The 18,496-nt window shown below is 38.3% G+C and carries 15 protein-coding genes and 3 pseudogenes; 7 read left to right on the forward strand and 11 right to left on the reverse strand.

The genetic code is table 11. The features are described from left to right. Positions 1 to 356 precede the first annotated feature (356 nt). The 3 genes from WG932_RS06195 (at position 357) to WG932_RS06205 (ending at position 2,619) form a co-directional block, all read left to right on the forward strand. Positions 357 to 1,250, forward strand: a complete 894-nt coding sequence (locus WG932_RS06195; protein WP_483087353.1) for a hypothetical protein — start codon at positions 357 to 359, stop codon at positions 1,248 to 1,250. Beyond that, positions 1,247 to 1,489, forward strand: a complete 243-nt coding sequence (locus WG932_RS06200) for a hypothetical protein (protein WP_483087354.1) — start codon at positions 1,247 to 1,249, stop codon at positions 1,487 to 1,489. Before WG932_RS06195 ends, WG932_RS06200 begins: the two co-directional genes overlap by 4 nt. 62 nt (positions 1,490 to 1,551) lie before the next feature. Further along, the gene (locus WG932_RS06205) at positions 1,552 to 2,619 is read left to right on the forward strand and encodes a hypothetical protein (protein WP_483087355.1); all 1,068 of its coding nucleotides are present in this window, start codon (positions 1,552 to 1,554) and stop codon (positions 2,617 to 2,619) included. An 81-nt stretch (positions 2,620 to 2,700) separates the two neighbouring features. Here WG932_RS06205 and WG932_RS06210 read toward each other — a convergent pair. From WG932_RS06210 to WG932_RS06235, 6 genes and pseudogenes are all read right to left on the reverse strand, one after another. Then, a pseudogene (locus WG932_RS06210) lies at positions 2,701 to 4,969 on the reverse strand (xanthine dehydrogenase family protein molybdopterin-binding subunit). A 12-nt stretch (positions 4,970 to 4,981) separates the two neighbouring features. Then, positions 4,982 to 5,440, reverse strand: a complete 459-nt coding sequence (locus WG932_RS06215; protein WP_014022453.1) for a (2Fe-2S)-binding protein — start codon at positions 5,438 to 5,440, stop codon at positions 4,982 to 4,984. 107 nt (positions 5,441 to 5,547) lie between these two features. Beyond that, a pseudogene (locus WG932_RS06220) lies at positions 5,548 to 7,787 on the reverse strand (xanthine dehydrogenase family protein molybdopterin-binding subunit). Between the two features lie 85 nt (positions 7,788 to 7,872). Then, entirely contained in the window at positions 7,873 to 8,355 is a 483-nt protein-coding gene (locus WG932_RS06225; RefSeq protein ID WP_483087356.1) for a flavodoxin, read from the reverse strand. A 187-nt stretch (positions 8,356 to 8,542) separates the two neighbouring features. After that, a complete protein-coding gene (locus WG932_RS06230; RefSeq protein WP_483087357.1) occupies positions 8,543 to 8,968 on the reverse strand; it encodes a nuclear transport factor 2 family protein in 426 nt (141 codons plus the stop codon). A 17-nt stretch (positions 8,969 to 8,985) separates the two neighbouring features. Next, positions 8,986 to 9,434 (reverse strand): annotated as a pseudogene (locus WG932_RS06235) (nuclear transport factor 2 family protein). Between the two features lie 513 nt (positions 9,435 to 9,947). Here WG932_RS06235 and WG932_RS06240 point away from each other — a divergent pair. Together WG932_RS06240 and WG932_RS06245 are read left to right on the forward strand one after the other, a co-directional pair. Next, positions 9,948 to 10,718 (forward strand): sensor histidine kinase, encoded by a 771-nt coding sequence (locus WG932_RS06240; protein ID WP_483087358.1) that lies wholly within the window; start codon positions 9,948 to 9,950, stop codon positions 10,716 to 10,718. Then, positions 10,715 to 11,494, forward strand: a complete 780-nt coding sequence (locus tag WG932_RS06245; protein ID WP_483087359.1) for a LytR/AlgR family response regulator transcription factor — start codon at positions 10,715 to 10,717, stop codon at positions 11,492 to 11,494. The genes WG932_RS06240 and WG932_RS06245 overlap by 4 nt, the downstream gene beginning before the upstream one ends. Here the strand turns inward: WG932_RS06245 and WG932_RS06250 are convergent. Continuing rightward, positions 11,451 to 12,320 carry a winged helix-turn-helix domain-containing protein gene (locus tag WG932_RS06250; protein ID WP_483087360.1) on the reverse strand — a complete coding sequence of 290 codons (870 nt, stop codon included), beginning with the start codon at positions 12,318 to 12,320 and terminating at the stop codon, positions 11,451 to 11,453. The two genes, WG932_RS06245 and WG932_RS06250, sit on opposite strands and share 44 nt — an antisense overlap. Positions 12,321 to 12,445: 125 nt before the next feature. Here WG932_RS06250 and WG932_RS06255 point away from each other — a divergent pair, with 125 nt between their 5' ends. Continuing rightward, on the forward strand, positions 12,446 to 13,096 hold the full coding sequence (locus WG932_RS06255; RefSeq protein ID WP_483087361.1) for a ligand-binding sensor domain-containing protein: 651 nt from the start codon (positions 12,446 to 12,448) through the stop codon (positions 13,094 to 13,096). Beyond that, positions 13,015 to 13,503 (forward strand): two-component regulator propeller domain-containing protein, encoded by a 489-nt coding sequence (locus WG932_RS06260; RefSeq protein ID WP_483088587.1) that lies wholly within the window; start codon positions 13,015 to 13,017, stop codon positions 13,501 to 13,503. The genes WG932_RS06255 and WG932_RS06260 overlap by 82 nt, the downstream gene beginning before the upstream one ends. A gap of 607 nt (positions 13,504 to 14,110) precedes the next feature. Here the strand turns inward: WG932_RS06260 and WG932_RS06265 are convergent. From WG932_RS06265 to WG932_RS06280, 4 genes are all read right to left on the reverse strand, one after another. Next, complete coding sequence (locus tag WG932_RS06265) at positions 14,111 to 14,308, reverse strand: hypothetical protein (protein ID WP_149395036.1); 198 nt, start codon at positions 14,306 to 14,308, stop codon at positions 14,111 to 14,113. A gap of 272 nt (positions 14,309 to 14,580) precedes the next feature. Continuing rightward, positions 14,581 to 15,111 carry a GLPGLI family protein gene (locus WG932_RS06270; RefSeq protein ID WP_483087362.1) on the reverse strand — a complete coding sequence of 177 codons (531 nt, stop codon included), beginning with the start codon at positions 15,109 to 15,111 and terminating at the stop codon, positions 14,581 to 14,583. A gap of 482 nt (positions 15,112 to 15,593) precedes the next feature. After that, on the reverse strand, positions 15,594 to 16,733 hold the full coding sequence (locus tag WG932_RS06275) for an outer membrane beta-barrel protein (RefSeq protein ID WP_483087363.1): 1,140 nt from the start codon (positions 16,731 to 16,733) through the stop codon (positions 15,594 to 15,596). After that, positions 16,706 to 18,406, reverse strand: coding sequence for a carboxypeptidase regulatory-like domain-containing protein (locus tag WG932_RS06280; RefSeq protein WP_483087364.1), 1,701 nt, complete (start codon positions 18,404 to 18,406; stop codon positions 16,706 to 16,708). The genes WG932_RS06275 and WG932_RS06280 overlap by 28 nt, the downstream gene beginning before the upstream one ends. Between the last annotated feature and the right edge of the window lie 90 nt (positions 18,407 to 18,496).

Below are 18,496 nucleotides of genomic sequence, written 5' to 3' on the forward strand. Positions count from 1 at the left end.
TATAATAATTTAGAAAAAGATAGTAGAAGCATGTTCAATAAAAGGGTGCTATGTAAAGATTGCTGCTTATCTGATAATTCCAACTCGGTTAATTGAATCCAAATAATATAATGAATTTAATATAAAAATTCATTATATCACAACATTAACCTAAAAAAATAGTCCTGAGTTACCTTAAAATAGGTAGAAGCCTCAATTTAAAAAATCTTATAAAATTCGTCCATGAATTTTATTTTTCTTAACTTCATAGTTCACAGTAGAATAAGAAAAGGGTTTCAGGGTATTGACCAAAAGATTACCTGATGCAAAGGGGAGGAAAAAACATTAATCCTTTATAAAATTAAACTTAATCTCAAATGATCAAAGTACGTAATCTCCTAATTTTGCTATTGGTGTCGGTCTATGCTTGCACTGATGGAAATAAAACCTCCAACAGTAGTGCTGATTCCAATGAATGGGAACTCGTAATTTTGGACTCTATCCAGGTAGACTACTTAGCTGATGTAAGAGAAGGGATTTTTTCAAATGGAATAGGCATCATTAAAACAATGTCAAACAATAACTTGATAAAATTTGACTCATTAGGAACCATTTTGGTGAATAAAGAATTCCCGCAAGAAGGTCCCGAATCTGTTATGTTTTTAGAAACTTTAATTGAACACAACGGAGAATATTTTGGGACAACTTCATTTAGTGACTTGTATCATTTCGATGCCAATCTTAACATAAAGGAACGTTTGAAAATGCCTTTTATGGGTGAAGCCAGAGGAGGTGCCTATAACCGAAGAAATATTGCTGTCTGGAATGAGAAAATACTGCTTTGGTATCCGGGACGAAACGGTATCAGTCCATACATTGACCACTTTTATAGAGACTACCCTTTTTTGGAACTCTATGACCTTAAAACAAAAACTTCAATACCGGTAGTAAGAACCCCCAAGACATCACAATATAGTAGTGATGATTTTTTTGATCGGCCTGACATTAATTTCATTATAGAAAAAGACAGTTTGTACCTTACCTTTTCCAATGAACCCCTCATACATGTGTATGCCATGGGGGATAGTATCCTTTGGAAAAGAAGTATTCCTATGAACCCAAGCGATTTTAAATTGATTCCAGGACAGAAAACACCTGTTACCTATCTAGAAAAAATAAAATGTATGAAGCTGAAATTAAGGCCGTTTATTCTGATCCGGATCATGTCATTGTTAGCTATCATGGTGGAATTGATGGAGATACTTTTGTGAATAATGAATTAAAGGAAAGAGAGAATTATCCTCGCTACCCTGAATTTCTAAAAAATTACCTCAAAATCTACAGGCAAGGACAAGGCTGGTCCAATGAGTTGATTATCCCTTCAAAAATCAAAATAATTCTAAATATCGAGTCCGCAGATAAACCCTTCTTTGCGCTTAGAAATGATGAATATATTGGAGAGGAACAAGATTACCTTACATTTTATAAACTTCAACTGGTAAGAAAATGAGATTTAAGTATTTAGCCATTTTTATTCTTTCTATATCACAAATTGCATGTTCTGAAAAAAAGATGTCAGATTTAGAGCCTTTTTCCACAGAATGGGAACTCATCATCTTGGATTCAATTCAAGTAGACTATTTAGGAACTGTTGATGGTGGAGATTTTAGACAAGGCAAAGGCGTTTTTTATAATTTTGAAGAAAATAAACTGGTTGCGTTTGACTCTAGTGGTAAAATCAGCTATGAAATTTCTTATCCAAAGGAAGGTCCGGAAAAAGTTCAATACCCAACTCAACTAAAACATACGGAGGATGGAAGGCTTTTTGCAGCTAGTTATATGGGCTGGCTGTATGAGTTAAATACGAATTTAACTTTGAAGCAAGAAATAAAGCTTTCATTTCTGAGCCAATCACAGGATGGAGGTGGCTTTATTAAAAATCTGGAATATTATAATGATTCATTGATCAGTTTTTATCCGGGCAGAGATGGAGCAAATCCTTATGAGCCACATTTCATCCGGGACAACTTTCTTTTAGAAAAAATTGATCCTAAAACAGGAGGATCAGTGCCATTAATTAGGATACCAAGTACTTCAAGGTACTCCTCAGACAAATACTTTGAAAGACCCACAATCCAATTTGGAATATCGGGGAATAAACTTCACCTGGCACTAAGCAATGAGCCAATGATTCATATTTATGACTTGAACAATGGGGAAACCTACTTAAATACAATTGATTTTAAACCTTCTAAATTTTTAGACAACGGTGAACACCCAGAAAAAAATCAATACATCTCTTACTTTAAAATGCTTGATGGAAGGATACATCAGCTTTTTGTGACAGATAAAGAAACAATTGTTTTATATCGCGAGGGTATTGAGGAAGACATTTTTATCCAAAATGAATTAAAACTTAGAGAAAACTACCCCAAATACAAAGACTTTCAAAATCAAGTACTTAAAATCATAATTCAAGATTCTATCCTTTCCAATGAAATCATTGTCCCCTACAATATTGGTAGCATTTTAAACATTGAAAAGTTAGATAAGCCCTTCTACGCACTCAGAAATGATGAATTTATCGGAGAGGAACAGGATTTTATTACTTTTTATAAACTACAACTGGAAAAGAAATAGAGGCTAATTATTCACCTTTCAGAAAAGAACCCAAGAAATATCTTTTACGAATTAAACTTAATTCCTTCCCATTGCAATTAATTACATTTTAAAATTTTGTATTTGTGTGATTTGTGGATAAAAAGGTTGCTCATAAAGCCTTTTCCCTGTCGCTTTGTAAAGAGAATTTCCCAATGCAGCAAATACCGGTGGAAATAAAGGCTCACCCAAACCGGTAGGGTTCTCATTATTTTCTACAAAGTACACTTCAATATTTTTGGGTGCTTCGCTATGGCGGATCATTCGGTATTTATCAAAATTCCTTTTTGTTGGTGCACCATTTTCAAAGGCCATTTCACCATAAAATGCATTCCCTATTCCATCAACAATTGCTCCTTCTCCCATATTGGCCGCAGCGTCCGGGTTAACTACTACCCCACAGTCAACAGCAGCAAAGACATTTTCAACGACGGGCTGATTGTCAACAATAGAAATATCAATCACCTCGGCCACATACGAATTATGACAGAAATAGGCAGATACACCACGGTGAATTCCGGGTGAAGGTTTCTCCCAATTAGATTTATCCCGAACAAGTTTCAAGACTCCTGCATACCGTTTTGGATCATAATCATTATTATCACCCACAGGGTTGGTCGCTGCTTTTTCAAGCAGTTCAAGACGAAAATCGATGGGATCTTTGTCCATCACTTCCGCAAGTTCATCTAGGAAACTTTGCTCAGCACCTGCAATAAAGTTGGACCTCGGTGCTCGAAAAGCTCCTATAGTTATATTTGATTCAATTTGCCAACTTTCGGCAAGGTAGTTTTCTACAGCTCCGGCAGGAAATCTATTTGCATGCAATGGAGATTCAGGAATTCCTCCTGCCTTTACATGAAATGCCAAAAGGTTGTTTTCGTTATCCAATGCAGCCTTATAGGTCGCTGAATAGGTGGGCCGGTATACCCCTGCACTCATGTCGTCTTCACGGGTATAGGTCATTTTTACAGGAGCCTGAATTTTTTGAGAAATCAATGCCGCCTCCACAAAATGATGACTATATGCCCTACGGCCAAAACCTCCACCCATTCTGGCCAGCTTTATTTGTATATTTTCCCGAGGAATCCCCAAGCTACTGGAAAGCGTTCCCATAATAAAATCCGGCGCTTGTGTAGGCCCGTAAATGACAGCCTTGTCACCTTTCACATCTGCAAAGGCATTCATTGGTTCCATGGTATTGTGTGCCAAAAAAGGAGCGGTATAAGTACGTTCAATCACTTTAGTCGCCCGCTTGAATGCACTTTCGGGATCCCCATCTTTTCTTCGAACCTGTCCCGGCTTAGCGTGATAATCGGCCATATTTTTTTTATGAATACTGGAGCTTTCCAATCCTGCCGGAACCTTCACCTCAATATTTTCTCCACCTCTACCTGCCATAGGGAAAGTACCTGTAGAAGCGGGTTCCCATTCTGCTTTAATACTTTTTTTGGCTTGCATGACTTCCCAAGTTGAGTTGCCAACAATGGCTATAAGCTCTGGAAAGGTCGTGGTATCGAAAAATTTCTTGCATAATCATCTTTAAAAACATTGATCTTAAAAGCATCCTGAATCCCCGGCAATGAGACCACAGAACTCCTGTCAAAATCCACTAGCTTCATCCCAAATGCAGGAGGATGCACAATGGCTGCATACTTCATACCGGAAACTTTATGGTCAATCGAAAAAATTGATTTACCGGTTACAATTTTATCTCCATCAACATTCTTTTTGGATTTCCCGATGATTTTGAAATCAGAAATTTCCTTTAATTTAACGGTTTCAGGATCCGGTGTATCCAGTGTTCCAGCCAATGAGGCCATTTCTCCATACCCCGCTCTCTTCCCAGAGGTTATGTGTTTAACAATTCCTTGATTGGTAGTTATTTCACCTTCCGCCACATTCCAACTTTGGGCTGCAGCCTGCACAATCAGTTTCCTTGCAGTAGCTCCCGCTGTACGTAAAGGAATCCAACCCTGCCTTATCCCCTGACTCCCCCTGTAAACTGCCTGTCAAACCTTTCAGGATAAAAATCTGCCTGTTCAACGGTGACCATTTTCCAATCTACATCCAACTCTTCAGCCAACAACATAGGTAAAGAAGTTTTTACATTGGAGCCAAATTCAGGGTTGGGGTTAAATAGAGTAACCACCCCATTGTCTCCAATTTTAATATAACTATTCAATTCAAACCATTCATCCGGCATGGTCAGCACATCTTCCGACTTTGGTTGACAACCCGCTAGCCAACTAAAACTAAGCATCATACCTCCTCCGGCCAAGGCAGAAACTTTCAGGAATGATCTTCTATCTAATTTATTATCTGTAAAAGCCATAATTCTAATAGTTTAAGCGTTTTGGGAGGCAGTTTTAATTGCAGCTCTAATTCTCGTATAGGTTCCACATCGGCATATATTACCATTCATGGCCTGGTTAATCTCTTCATCATTTGGACTAGGGTTCTTCTTCAAAAGGGCTGAAGCTGACATGATTTGCCCTGCTTGACAATATCCGCATTGTGGTACATCATGTTCCATCCATGCTTTTTGAACGGGATGGTCTCCTTTCTCAGAAAGCCCTTCAATGGTTGTAATCTCAGCCTCTTCCACGGAAGATACTGGTAATTGACAAGCCCTTACAGCATTTCCATCCATATGAATGGTACAAGCACCACATTGGGCAATACCACAGCCAAATTTAGTTCCTACCAGATCCAAATGATCTCTCAAAACCCAAAGCATTGGTGTATTTGGGTCTACGTCTACCTGATGCAATTTCCCGTTAATTTTAAGCTTGAATTGTGCCATTAGTCTTTGTATTTGGTTCTAAATTAATGCTTTACAGCATTGAAATCAAATGGATATATTTTTTTATCAACTTATACCTGAGTTCCTTCACATTATAAAAGCTGGTTTCAGCCATTCAATTGATTTATAAATGGTTGATCATAAAACCTCTTTCCTGTAGCCTTATACAAGGCATTGGCCACTGCTGCGAAAATAGGTGGATAGGCAGGCTCTCCTAAACCTGTAGGATCTTCGCCATTTTCTACAAAATAGGTGGCTATGGATTTGGGAGCTTCTTTCATTCGAATCATCCGGTATGTATCAAAATTGGATTTATTTATTACCCCATCCTCAATTCTTAGTTCCCCAAACATGGCTGTCCCAATTCCATCAATTACTGCCCCTTCACAAAGATTTCTTGCTGCATCCGGGTTTACAACAATTCCACAATCTATCACATTTGTCACCTTCTCAAAGTGAACTTCACCATTTATTATCTTCAAATCAACTACCTGAGCAGCATAACTATTGTGGCAATAATAAGCTGAAACACCTTGATGCACTCCTTCAGGAGCATTTCCCCAGTTTGCCTTTTTCTTCACCATTTCTAAAACCTTGGCATAACGTTCCGGATTGTAATCGTTATTATCACCCACAGGGTTTTCCTTTGCCCTTTGTAACAATTTCAATCGAAACGCTATAGGGTCCTGCCCCGATACTTCCGCGATTTCATCTAAAAATGATTGCTCCACGCAAGCCATAAAATTTGATCTGGGTGCACGAAAGGAACCGGTGGTAATATTTGAAGCTACTTCCCAACCTTCAGCTAAATAGTTGGGCACAGCTCCTGCGGGAAATCTATTGGCGTACAATGGATTTTCAGGTAAGCCGCCAGCATTGACATGAAAAGCTACTAATTCATTTTTGATGTTAAATCCTGCACGATAGGTAGCTTGGTAGCGGGACCGGTATACTCCTGCAGTCATTTCGTCTTCCCTATTGTAAAGAAGTTTTATAGGCATGCCTGTTTTTTGGGAAATCACTGCTGCTTCAATTAACCAATGGGCATAAGATCTGCGCCCATAGCCCCCTCCAAGTCTTGTCATGGATATTTCAATATTTTCAATAGGGATCCCTAGCCTGTCAGCAAGTGCCTGTTCCGTTAATTCAGGCTTCTGTAAAGGCCCTGCACAAAACACCTTATCACCTTGAACATGGGCAAAAAAATTCATAGGTTCCATACAGTTGTGAGCCAGAAATGGCCCTGAAAAACTTCGTTCAATTACCCTAGTAGCTTTTTCGAATTCTTTTATAGGATCACCATCCATCCTTTGTTTCTGAGGGCTCATGGCGGCATGCCTCATTTTATGTTCCTGCTCGGCACTATTCTCCAATCCTTCAGGAACCACTCTTACTCCGGCTCTACCAAACATGGCACGTTTTTCTTCAAAACCTTTCTGAATTTCCCATGAAACTGTAACAGCTTTTTTGGCCTGTTGAACTTGCCAAGTACTAACTCCAACCACAGCAATAAGATCTGTAAATTGAACGGTGTCAAAGAAAGTTCTTTTATAATCATCCTGAAGGGATTTAATGGCAAATACGTCCTTTATTCCCGGCATTGCACGCGCTCGATTGGCGTCAAAAGATTTCAATTTCTTGCCAATGGCCGGCGGATGAATAATCATCGCATATAGCATTCCCGGTTTTTGAAATCTATGCCGAAAAGCGGTTTTCCTGTTATAATTTTATGTAGATCAACGTTCTTTTTAGAAGTTCCAATAATTCTAAAATCCTGGACTTCCTTTAATTTAACATCTTCCGGTATGGGTAAAGTGGCTGCCAATGCGGCTAAACTCCCATAGTCTGCTTTTCTTTTTCCTGAAATATCCAACACAAAACCGGAAGCTGTTTTAATTTCACTATCAGGAATATCCCAGGTTTTTGCAGCTGCTAAGATTAACATCCGGCGTGCAGTGGCTCCTGCCGTTCGCAATGCTTTCCAACCGGTACGAATAGCCTGGCTTCCCCCAATAAATTGCCGTGTAAAATTGTCCGTATCTAAAGGGGCTTGTTCTACAATAACTTTGTTCCAATCGACATCAAGCTCCTCGGCTATAATCATCGGCATAGAGGTTTTTACATTTTGTCCACCTTCGGGATTGGGAGACATCAAAGTGATACTTCCATTTTCTCCGATTCGAATGTAACCATTCAACCTGAACCAGTTTTTTGGCATAACTAGGCTTTCTTCCTCTTTAGGTTTACAGCTGACAATCCAGCTGAAACTCAAAGCCATCCCTCCTCCGGCTAAAGCCGAAATTTTCAGAAATGACCTTCTGTTGAAGATGCTAGCAGGCCTAGGCATGTCTTTTTATTTTATAGGTAATATAAATAATTAAGTTACTCATTTTCAGTCCTAAAAACTAACATTCGATCATTTTCCCATGGGACTATTGTTCATGAAATGAAGAAACAGAAGTGAATATTTGTAGGCTTTCCAACCATTTATTTACTGCTTGTCTTACTTCCGTTTCTTTTTCACCTTCCATAACATATAAAATACCATCGCGCTCTATGCCTCCTTGAGTGGAGAAACCTTTCAATACATGGCTTTTAGGGCAAAACTTTTTTACAGTTTCGAAACTACTTCCAATGCCAAAACCTGCATTGGTATTAAATGGAATCACTGTTTTAGCTTCAAAGTCATTTTCACTAAGAAAAGTTTTCATAGGTGGTGGAAGTTGCATCCCCCAAGTAGGAAAACCTACATAGATGATCTCATATTCTTTAAGACTAATTTTTGTTTTCAGATGTGGCAAAATATTTTCTTCATTTTCCTTTGCCACCTGAGCAACAACAGCATCATACCCTTTCGGATAAGGGGTTTCAAGTTTTAAACTTACAAGTTTTCCACCAACTTTTTCATGAATCATTTCGGCTACAGCTTTGGTATTATTGGTCCGTGAAAAAAGACAATCAGGATTTTGTTAGCATGCACTTCATCAACATAATTCATGAATTCAGATTGAGTTTGGCCCAAGCAACTCAGAGAATAAAAGGTGAAAATAAGCAACAGATTTAATCTCATTAGTTTAGTAAGTTAGTGGTTGCCTGCTCCAATCAATTTGGTAAAAGAGAGGGCAGCCAACTTCCAGCCATCTGCTTTTTTATATATACCTCAGTGACTTCAAATGGGTTGGTAACTTCATTCCCACCCACCTCTGCAGTCAGGGTGATTCGATTCAGTAAAATGGCCGTATCGTTTATTAATTCTACAGAAACCTTATGTATTTCGGCATTTTTATACCAAATGCCACCACTACGAATAATATCCACTTCACGCTCCTTCCCCCAAGAACCTCCCATATGAACGAACACCGCTTTATCATCAAAGAGTTCAGCCAATTTATCACCCTCCTTCTCTGCCATCCACTGCCATTTGTTTTTAGAAAGTTCGATGATTTCTTGTTCCGTTTCTTCCTCTTGACCAAAGGCAAATGGTGAGGTCAGCAATAGGATTATTAATCCAAAAATCGTCCTTTTCATAGGTATAATAAGTAGAGTTAATGTTCAATTTCGTGGGTATCTCTAACACTGCTAAAGGTAAAAACCAGCATTTTCCAGTCCTCTCCCTGCTTTTCATACACTTCTGTTACTGTAAATTCATTTTCTACATCATTTCCTCGAACAAAAGCGGTCAAAGTGATTCTGTTCCATACTACTGCAATATTGCCTGAAAGCTCTACCACTGAATCATGAACTTCAGCATTTTTATACCAGATGCTTCCCGTTTCAATAATCTCCAATTCACGATCTTTTTTCCAGCTTCCACTCATATGGACAAACCTAGCCTTATCGTCAAAGAGATCATCCAGTTTCGATACATCCTTTTCAGCCATCCATTGCCACTTGTCCATAGAGAGTTTTTTATTTCCTGCTCTATGGCAGATTGAGCAAAAGTGATGGAATTGCATATAAAAATAAGACCAAACAGGCATAAGTACTTTTTCATTTAAATCTGGGTTTTGATAATTAATTTTTTATTCCTGGAAATAATAAAAGCCATTCATTACGAATAGACAAAAAAATTTCTAAATATTTAACCCAAATCAATAGAATGCATGGTTCTCTCATCCGAATGTCAAATTTGATCTATGAATGAAAATGACCTCTTATAAATGATTGCCAAAAGGCACGGCTTTTACCACTTATTGAATCAAAACCACCTGCTGTAGATCAGTACTGTCCTTTGGATGATTGCTATAAAATTGTGTTATTTAAAAAGCTATATTTCCACAATGAAAAATAATTTTATTTCTCGACCAGCCTTCTATGTGCTGTATGTCTTTTTTGGCTATGCTATGGGACGATTCTGTACGCCTCCTTAGGCAATTGGATCAATTCTTCTCGGGAAATTTCGAGAGCGGTAGTTTCTGATGTCTTAACTTCCTCGGCCATTGCCTATTTGAATTATTACCTTCTACTTCCAAAACTTTATAAAAAAGGGAAATATACTGGATACATTTTGGCTTCCATTGCAGTGGTCGTAACCATAGTCTTACTGAGGGTAAACCTGTTAGGAATGACCCACAGGTCTGTAACCTATACCTACTTTATTCGATCAGTACCTGCCTTTGGCTTTTACCTTATCACCACCGTCATTTGGTTTTTTGCCAATATGATATCAGCGCAGCGAAATGAAATTGAACTTAGAAACAGTCAATTAGCAACAGAGTTGAAGTTCCTGAAACTTCAATTAAGTCCACATTTTCTTTTCAACACCTTGAATAATATTTATTCTATGGCGTATTTCAAGGAAAACAACACCGCCCCTGCGATTATGAAACTCTCTGAAATGATGCGACATATGCTTTATGAAGACCAAGGGCGGTATGTTTCACTTTCCAGAGAAATCCAATTCATGGAAAATTTCATTGAATTATGGAAATTAAAGCTCGATGAAAAGCCACGGATAACGTTTAATTATGAAGGGGTATGGGAAAGGCATAGGGTTGCCCACTTGATTTTTTTGGTTTTCCTTGAGAACGCCTTTAAGCATGGCAACACCATTGACGGGAGGATAGCCATTAAGCTTAGTATAGATGCAGAAGACATCCTTCATTTTTACATTAGCAATGATGTAATTCTTGCCCGTAAGACAGCTGAGGAAGAAAGTGGGGTTGGCCTCCTGAATGTAGAAAAAAGGCTAAACCTAATTTACCCGAGCCAACACGAGTTGATATTAAATCAAAATAACACCTCCTTTGAAGTAAAATTAACCCTGGATCTAAAATGAAATACCATATTCTTATCGTAGACGACGAGCCTCCTGCCAGAAAATTACTTATGGACTATGTTTCCAAACTTGCTGATTTAGAATTGGTGGGTCTTTGCAGCAACGGCGAAGAGGCCTTAGGGGTATTAAAGAAGTATCCTGTAGATATTCTATTGCTCGACATCCGCATGCCATTGATGACAGGTATGGATTTATTGAATGAAATTAGTAACAAGCCATTAACAATTTTTGTAACAGCCTATGAGGAATATGCAGTAAAAGGCTATGAATTGGATGTGATTGATTACCTGATGAAGCCAGTTTCGTTCGAGCGTTTTAAAAAAGCCATTGAAAAGGCCATTGAATACCTGTCAGTACAAATTTCAACCAAGCCAGCCAAAGAAACCACAGACTATTTTTTCATAAAAACAGATACCCGCATTGTCAAAATTAGGTATGAGGAAGTTCAAGCCATAGAAGCCCAAAGAGAATACATCAAAATCATCACCCCAAACAGGAAAGTTATGTCTTTGATTTCCCTTACAAATGTAGCCCATGGTTTACCGGAGGATTTTGTTCGCATCCACCGTTCATTTATTATCAATATGAGCCAAATTGATGAAGTTCAATCCAATGAAATTTTGATAGGAAAATCCTATTATCCCATTAGCAGGAATTACCGAGAAGCATTTTTCAAAAACTGGAAGAAAGAAGGTTGTAATCATAAAGTATCAATTTGTTTTCCGCCGCTTTTCATTTTACCTGAAGTACATACCCCCTACCTCGAATATTTTTGAGTTGAATATTCGGATCTTGCAATAGCTTTTTGCGAAGTTTGGAGACAAACATATCCAGGCTTCTGCCCACAAATACCCCCTCATCTTCCCATATTTCTTTGAGCAGGTGGTCTCTCTCAAGCATTTCGTTTGGGTGCAAGGCAAATAGGGTTAGCAACTTATTTTCTTTTTGGGAAAGTTGGATTTCCTCTGTTCCAATTTTCAAAAGCTGTTTACTGTGATACAGTTCAAACTTCCCGATACCCACGGATTGACTATTGCCCATGTGCTTACTCTTGCTGGGCTTAAGTGCATTTTTATTGTATATCAACAAAAAGCCAAAGGCCAAAATCCCAATGATAATCGGTACAGAAAAGTTGGATACCCTCATTGTATTGTTATCAAACCGGATTTTGATGCTATAGCAATCTTTTGGCTGCAAACGTCCCTGACATGGAATTAGGGTTTTGTCTTTGTGACTGGACATTTGATAACTGTAAACAACCTGATTCTTTATGCATTCCACAACATTAACTTGGTATTTACCTTCAGCTTTTTTGCCCACCAAGCCTTCCCCCAAACCCTTATGAATAACTTTAACCAAACTGTCCGGGTCAAATTGGAAGGGGTTTTCAAATACAATACTATATTCACTCTCGCTGATTCTCTTGATTGGCAAAACCCTAGAAGTGCTATCTCCTGAGGCAAGCAAGATTTGGTGTCCCACATTCCTCAACCTGATTTCTCTGTTTTCTGCAAAATCATCTGACTTCCATGGCCACAGAAGGATCATGGTAAAAATCATGGTGAATATTCCGATTCCGGCAGGTTGTATCAGTTTTTTCATTACTCAAATATAAGGTTAAATAGAAGTCATCTTTCAATTTTACCTTGATTTACAATCTTTTTACATTCTATTTACCATCTTGACTTTGGATAGCTTTAGGTTTGGACCTGCTTAACAAATAAAAAATGAAAAAACACTTAAGATTATTTTCTTGGCTAATGCTGTTGGTTTTTAACACTTCATGTAAAGATCAAGTCAAAAATGACCAAGTAAAAAACCAATCCAATTTCCAAAGCAATAATTCAAACACTTCCAACGCTCCTAATTCAATCGTACGTAATATAGTGCAAGATGGCAAAGGCAACATTTGGATGGCTACCTGGGAAGGGGTGTTTCGGTATGATGGAAAGTCTTTTACCAATGTAACAAAGCAAGTAAGTTCAGCTCGCTTCTTTTCAGTTTTGGAAGACAGCAAAGGCAATATGTGGTTTGGAAGTATTGGATCAGGTGTATATTATTTTGATGGAAAAGACTTTCAAAATTTCACAACCAAGGAAGGGCTTCCGAATAATGAGATTACCAGCATTTATGAGGACCAAGCAAATAATATCTGGTTGGGCACAAATGGGGGATTTAGCCGGTACGATGGAAAAACTTTTCAGAATTTTATGTTGACCGAAGATTCTATTGTTGATGATAAAACTGGGAAAACAGTTCCGGATTTCACCCGCCCCCTAACGAGGTCAATTCCATCATTGAAGACAATACGGGTATTTTTTGGTTTGCCACAAGGGGCAACACCTATCTTTATGACGGAAAAACATTTACCATTGTAAGCCAAAAGGACAAGCCGTTTACCAATGTTCGATCTATAATCGAAGATAAAAAAGGCACTATCTGGCTAGGTGGAAATGATGGCTTATGGCGCTATGACCCATCGACTTCGCTCAAGGCTGGTGAGGGTAAATTCACCAACATCAGCAAGAATTTTATTGGATACATTCATGAGGATAAGAAAGGAAATATCTGGACAAGTTCAGAAACTAAAGAAGGATCTTGGGTACTTACACATTATTATTCCCATACCTTTTTAAATAAAACACCCGCAGCAACCGAAATAAACAACAATGAAAGAAAGATGCTATTTGGGATTTTAGAAGCAAAGGACGGAAGTATTTGGTTCGGCTCTGATGGGGTGTATCGATACAATGGAAAAACCATAACCGATTTTAGAAGCAAATAAGATGCACCCCACAAGCGTTTAGTATACCCCCTTCTATTCTTTGCAAGTGGCAATTGAAGGATAAATGAAATTATCAAAACAAAGAGGTGATTTGCAACCTCCGCCTACTCAGCAATTGCAGTAAACCCAGGACCATCTTTTATACTACATGTCTTTGATTCACATCAACGACTTCACGACACACCTATAAAAGAATAATAGTAAGCGACCGTTTTATTAGTATAAATTTTTCCTTAATAGTGATAAAAATCGCAGCTTTTAATCTGGTAGTATGTAGGCGAGTTGGCCATTATGGTATGGGTAAAGCGTTTGGAGACGGTTTATTGATCAAGTTTAGATGGGTCATCATTATTTGGCCACAGTAGCAATACTTCTAACCTTTCAGCATTATAGCTATAAAAAAGTGTATTGTGAGGACTTAATTGGAACTCTCCTGCTCCTTCTTTCCTTTCAGATTACTTAAAACTTTGAGGGTGTTGACTTAATTGTTTTAGTGCTTCTTCTAAACGTTTGAAGAATTTTTCTATTTCTTTTTAGGTCCAGTTTTCTTCCAGATAGTCAACAATTCTGTCCAACTGGTTCTCGGCTTCTTCTGACCAAACTATTTCTAAAGCCATTTTTCATATCTTTTTCGCACCTCACTATGAGGTTTCACCTTGCCTTCCCTAACTTGTTGCATGGCTTTTTCCAACTTCACTTCAAGCTCTGACTCTTCCTTTAGCATTTCTTCTATTTTTGCTAATTGCTCATCAGAAGATTGCATTACTTTTTGTATGATTTTGTATTTCCTAGTCTCTATGTTCATGGTACTGGTAATTAATAACCCATAGTAAATATAACATTTATTATCATTTTTAGATTCAATCGCTTATTAACGCACGATATCTTTCAATCGCTTATTTTAGGTATTCGGTTTTGACTGATGGATGGATGTAATCACAAGAAAATCATTCTATTGAGAATTTGGCATAGTATCGCTTCGGTGAAATGGAAAATAAAAACGAAGTAACTTATTTTCCATTTCACCACTTAATAGAAGGTCAATTTCTAATTTAGGGTTATTTTCCTACTGCCTTCTCAATACCTTATTTCCCACATCCAAGCTCTCCTGCTTTCGATGGAAGTTTGGATAAACTCTCGAGCTATGTCTAGATATTCAGTACCTGATACTTCTCTCCCTCTCATTCTCTTTGGCAGGGAGATGATTTCTTCAGGTTCTCCAAAAGTGATTTTCTCGGCTTCTACGATGAGCATACCATCATTAATATCATAAGCCAAAATCAAACCTGGAAGCCCAAATTGCTCCTCCGGACCCGTTGGAACTGGGATATCTGAGGCAAACCAAGCAGTGATCCTTTGGCCTTTAATGCTGTCTTCAGACACAGCTTTCATGCACATGTGACCCAGTATATCACGTATTTCGTTCATTACTCTCCATTTTGGAGTATTTAAGCTGTCACGGACGATGTAAGTTTTGCCCATTTGATCCATGTACTTCAAATAGGTCTGGTCTTCAAAATTGTTTTCAATGAAATAGTCTTTTACCTGCCAAGAATAGCTTTGGACTTGATAGGGTTCCCCAAATGTATAAAGACTTTTTCCGGCCAAAACTGAAGTTTCATCCGAGTACTATAGCCTTCAGGATTACTCCAAGTGAGTAGGATCCTATCCTTTTCTTGCTCAGTAATGTGAGGCAAATTGGAGTATATTTTATCATAGAATATCCGGTAGCGATATTCTACCTCTCCTACTATATTTTGGGCTTTTAGACCTGTAGAAATTAATAATAGGATAAGGATCTTTAGGCATTTTAATTTCATTGTTTTAATGTTTTAAGAATTGGCTGAATCAGAATATGTGAAATAGATTTGCAAAATACACCAGCATTCAAACCTATTTAACTATATATCATGGTTAATTAGAAAGAATCAACTTTTTCACTCAAAAGCCAGAGGATTTATAAAGCTTAAAAAGCAAATATAAATTAAATCACAACTACTATTGATCTTGCTCAAACGGTAAACTTAATTTTCCATTTAAGAAGCTGACCTTATTTATTTAGCGACTATAGAATCTTCCCAATTACTCCACTATCTACGTTTTTTCACTTCTATTCCCCGCATATTGTACGTTACTCCGAGTAAGAAATACCTTGATAGTGTTTCAATCCTACCGGTGGAAACGTAATTTTGACCTGCATATTGGCTGATGGTTTGATTTTGCTTGAAGACGTCATAAGCGGATAGCCTGACTTCCCATTTTTTAGCCTTGCCGAGTAGTTTATAGACGAATGCATTAAGAATAGGTACTTCTTGATCAAATCCAAAACTTTCGTTCTTATATCGGTTATAGTTGAATTTTACATCTAAATAAAAATCTTTGGGGAATTTTAAGTTCATATTACTATAAGCACTCCAATTTATTATGTCTTGGTTTTGGGAAGGATTCTGTTCGTATTTTGTTTTGCTTAGCCTAAAGGATGACCCGGTATATAAGCTAAACCATTCTAAAGGTGTCAGATTGAAATTAACCCCAAAGTTATTGCCGGAAGTTTGGGTCTCTGTCTCCACTGAGTTGATGAGGGCAAGGCTTTTAGTATAGGAGGGATTTGCATATAAGTATGCGGAAGCCTTGGTTTTTACAATGGGAAAACCAAAACCTAAATAAGGATTAAAACGCTGCCCCCCTGAAACATTGCCAGCCTTGTAGGTAGTGACAAAGGTTTCCGGGTCTATGGTTTGATTTTGAACTACTTGATTCTGATAGAATGTTGAATTGAAAGAAACCCGCAAATTTATAAACGAAACAGGATCATACATGCTATACCCAGTATTGAATGAATGGGATACTTGAGGCTCTAAATCAGGATTTCCTTCCCGTATATACAATGGGTTAGAAATGTCCTTGTATGGCTGCAAGTCGGCGATATTTGGGGGATTGACGCCCATGTTATAACCTGCGCTGATGCGCTTGTTCCCTTTCATTGTTTTATAGAAAGTTACATTAGGTGTTAAATTGAGGTAACTCTTGTTCACTCGGCCCAATATTTCACTATCCTTTAAGACTGAAAATTGTCCATTTAGCCGATAGTTGGAAGCGGCTAACCCAACGCTTAAGTTGGAGCCTTTGTTGGCATATCGGATACTAGAACCAAACCTGTTGTAGGTAATTGTATTTTCAAAAAATCGACTGAGGTCCGGATTTAGCTCTTGGGTGTCGCTTGACTCCACATCGTATACTTGCCGGTTGGTTTCGCTCTGTGACTGGCTGAAATTGTAGAAAGTCTCCCAAAAAATATTTTTTTGATTGGTTCCACAAAGAGTAAGCTTGACTTGATCAAGTTGGAGCCATTCAGTGCCTGGTTCAATTGATCCAAGTTTCGGAAATAGGTATTTGGATCTGTGGAGTTCATGAGATCTACAACTGATTTTTGTATACCATTTTGGTCTGCCTTACTATAGGTATCACTGATACTGGCTGCAAAGTTTCGTCCGTTTTTCTTGAATTTATGCCTATATATTGCTGTGCCCTGAAAGGCCCCTGACCATTTATCCGATTGGTTGTTCCTATCCATTTGGCTTTGCTCCGTACTGCTGCGAATCAGCTCTTGATGGCTGGCCAAGTAAGTCGTAAGTGAACTTAGCCTTCCTTTTACGTTAATGGTGATAGTATTGGCGCTGTCTAATTCGTTTTGAAAACGAAGATTTACCCGATGGTGACCTGCCATGTTATTTTGTGAGTTTTGGTCAGTTGAGGTAAAGGAAGTATTGTCCTGCAAAAAATTTGTCCTGCTATTGAAACTCTCCAGCGCTTGATCACTACGGCTATAGAAGTAGTTACTATTAAAATCCTTTTTATCCTTCAGGTAATTATAATTGACACCTATGGCTTGGTTATTAGAGTAACCAGAGTTGAGGTTATTGAATGGGATTTCAAAGGATTCTTCATTGTCCCCACCTGAAAACGAAAAATAATTCGAACCACCTCCATTAAAACCAAAGTCCCCGGTGTCGCCAAATTGGAAAGCACCACTCCCTTTAAACTCCTGCAGGTCATCCCAGCTCAGACCGGATTGGTTCACATTGTTGCCATAGCCGATCACCGAAAATTGGTTTACTTTGTCAAATTTATTGAATGAAGCATTTCCAGACCATCTTCCGTCTGTACCAAGTGCTGCTGAAAGCTTACCAAAACCTCCTTTTCTGGCTTCCTCCTTCAACTCAACATTTAAGGTTTTTTCCTTCACTCCATCTTCAACACCTGTTAACTTGGACTGTTCTGACTTGTCATCGAATAACTGAAGCTTGCTTACTGACTCAGCATTTAAGTTTTGTGTAGCCATTTTTGTATTACCTCCAAAAAAGCGCCTTCCATCCACAGTTACTTTCTGTACTTGTTCCCCTTGTGCAACTATATTTCCATCCTTGTCGATTTGTATCCCGGGCAGCTTGCGGAGCAATTCTTCCAAAGTCGCCCCAGGGGGCACTTTAAATTTACTTGCATCATACTCAAGGGTGTCTCCACGCATCATCAACGGCGCTTTGGCAGCTTTTACAACTACCTCGTAGAGTTCCTGTAAGATTGGCATCAACTGAATCTCATCGACTTCCAAATCACCTGTTTCAGGAAGAACCAGTTCCATTTGAACGGGAAGGTAGCCCATATAGGTGGCTTTGATGAGTAGCGGTTGTCTCTCTACATTTTTGAATTGGTACGCTCCATTTTCTTTGGTCAGGGTGTAGGCCACCAAGGCCGAGTCTTTTGGGCTAAGGAGTAGCACAGAGGTATAGTCGAGTGGCATATTCGTTGTATCTTTCACCACTCCACGAATAGTAAGTTTGGATTGGGCATGGGAGCCAAAGGTGATGAAGGCCAGAAGAAGGCATGAAATAAGTAATTTCATTTTATTTCGGGTTTATGTTTTTAACAATAATTTGTATGACTAAAAACCATCATCCCATTTATCATTATCAGTTCACCTTTACAAGTTGAA

It is taken from the genome of Cyclobacterium sp. SOCE241, assembly GCF_056867545.1.

Excerpts from the sequence above, each read along its gene's own strand:
- WG932_RS06195 (WP_483087353.1), top strand. The coding sequence starts at position 357 with ATGATCAAAGTACGTAATCTCCTAATTTTGCTATTGGTGTCGGTCTAT.
- WG932_RS06205 (WP_483087355.1), top strand. The coding sequence starts at position 1,552 with ATGTCAGATTTAGAGCCTTTTTCCACAGAATGGGAACTCATCATCTTG.
- WG932_RS06215 (WP_014022453.1), bottom strand. The coding sequence starts at position 5,440 with ATGGCACAATTCAAGCTTAAAATTAACGGGAAATTGCATCAGGTAGAC.
- WG932_RS06225 (WP_483087356.1), bottom strand. The coding sequence starts at position 8,355 with ATGATTCATGAAAAAGTTGGTGGAAAACTTGTAAGTTTAAAACTTGAA.
- WG932_RS06230 (WP_483087357.1), bottom strand. The coding sequence starts at position 8,968 with ATGAAAAGGACGATTTTTGGATTAATAATCCTATTGCTGACCTCACCA.
- WG932_RS06245 (WP_483087359.1), top strand. The coding sequence starts at position 10,715 with ATGAAATACCATATTCTTATCGTAGACGACGAGCCTCCTGCCAGAAAA.
- WG932_RS06250 (WP_483087360.1), bottom strand. The coding sequence starts at position 12,320 with ATGAAAAAACTGATACAACCTGCCGGAATCGGAATATTCACCATGATT.
- WG932_RS06255 (WP_483087361.1), top strand. The coding sequence starts at position 12,446 with ATGAAAAAACACTTAAGATTATTTTCTTGGCTAATGCTGTTGGTTTTT.
- WG932_RS06265 (WP_149395036.1), bottom strand. The coding sequence starts at position 14,308 with ATGAACATAGAGACTAGGAAATACAAAATCATACAAAAAGTAATGCAA.
- WG932_RS06280 (WP_483087364.1), bottom strand. The coding sequence starts at position 18,406 with ATGAAATTACTTATTTCATGCCTTCTTCTGGCCTTCATCACCTTTGGC.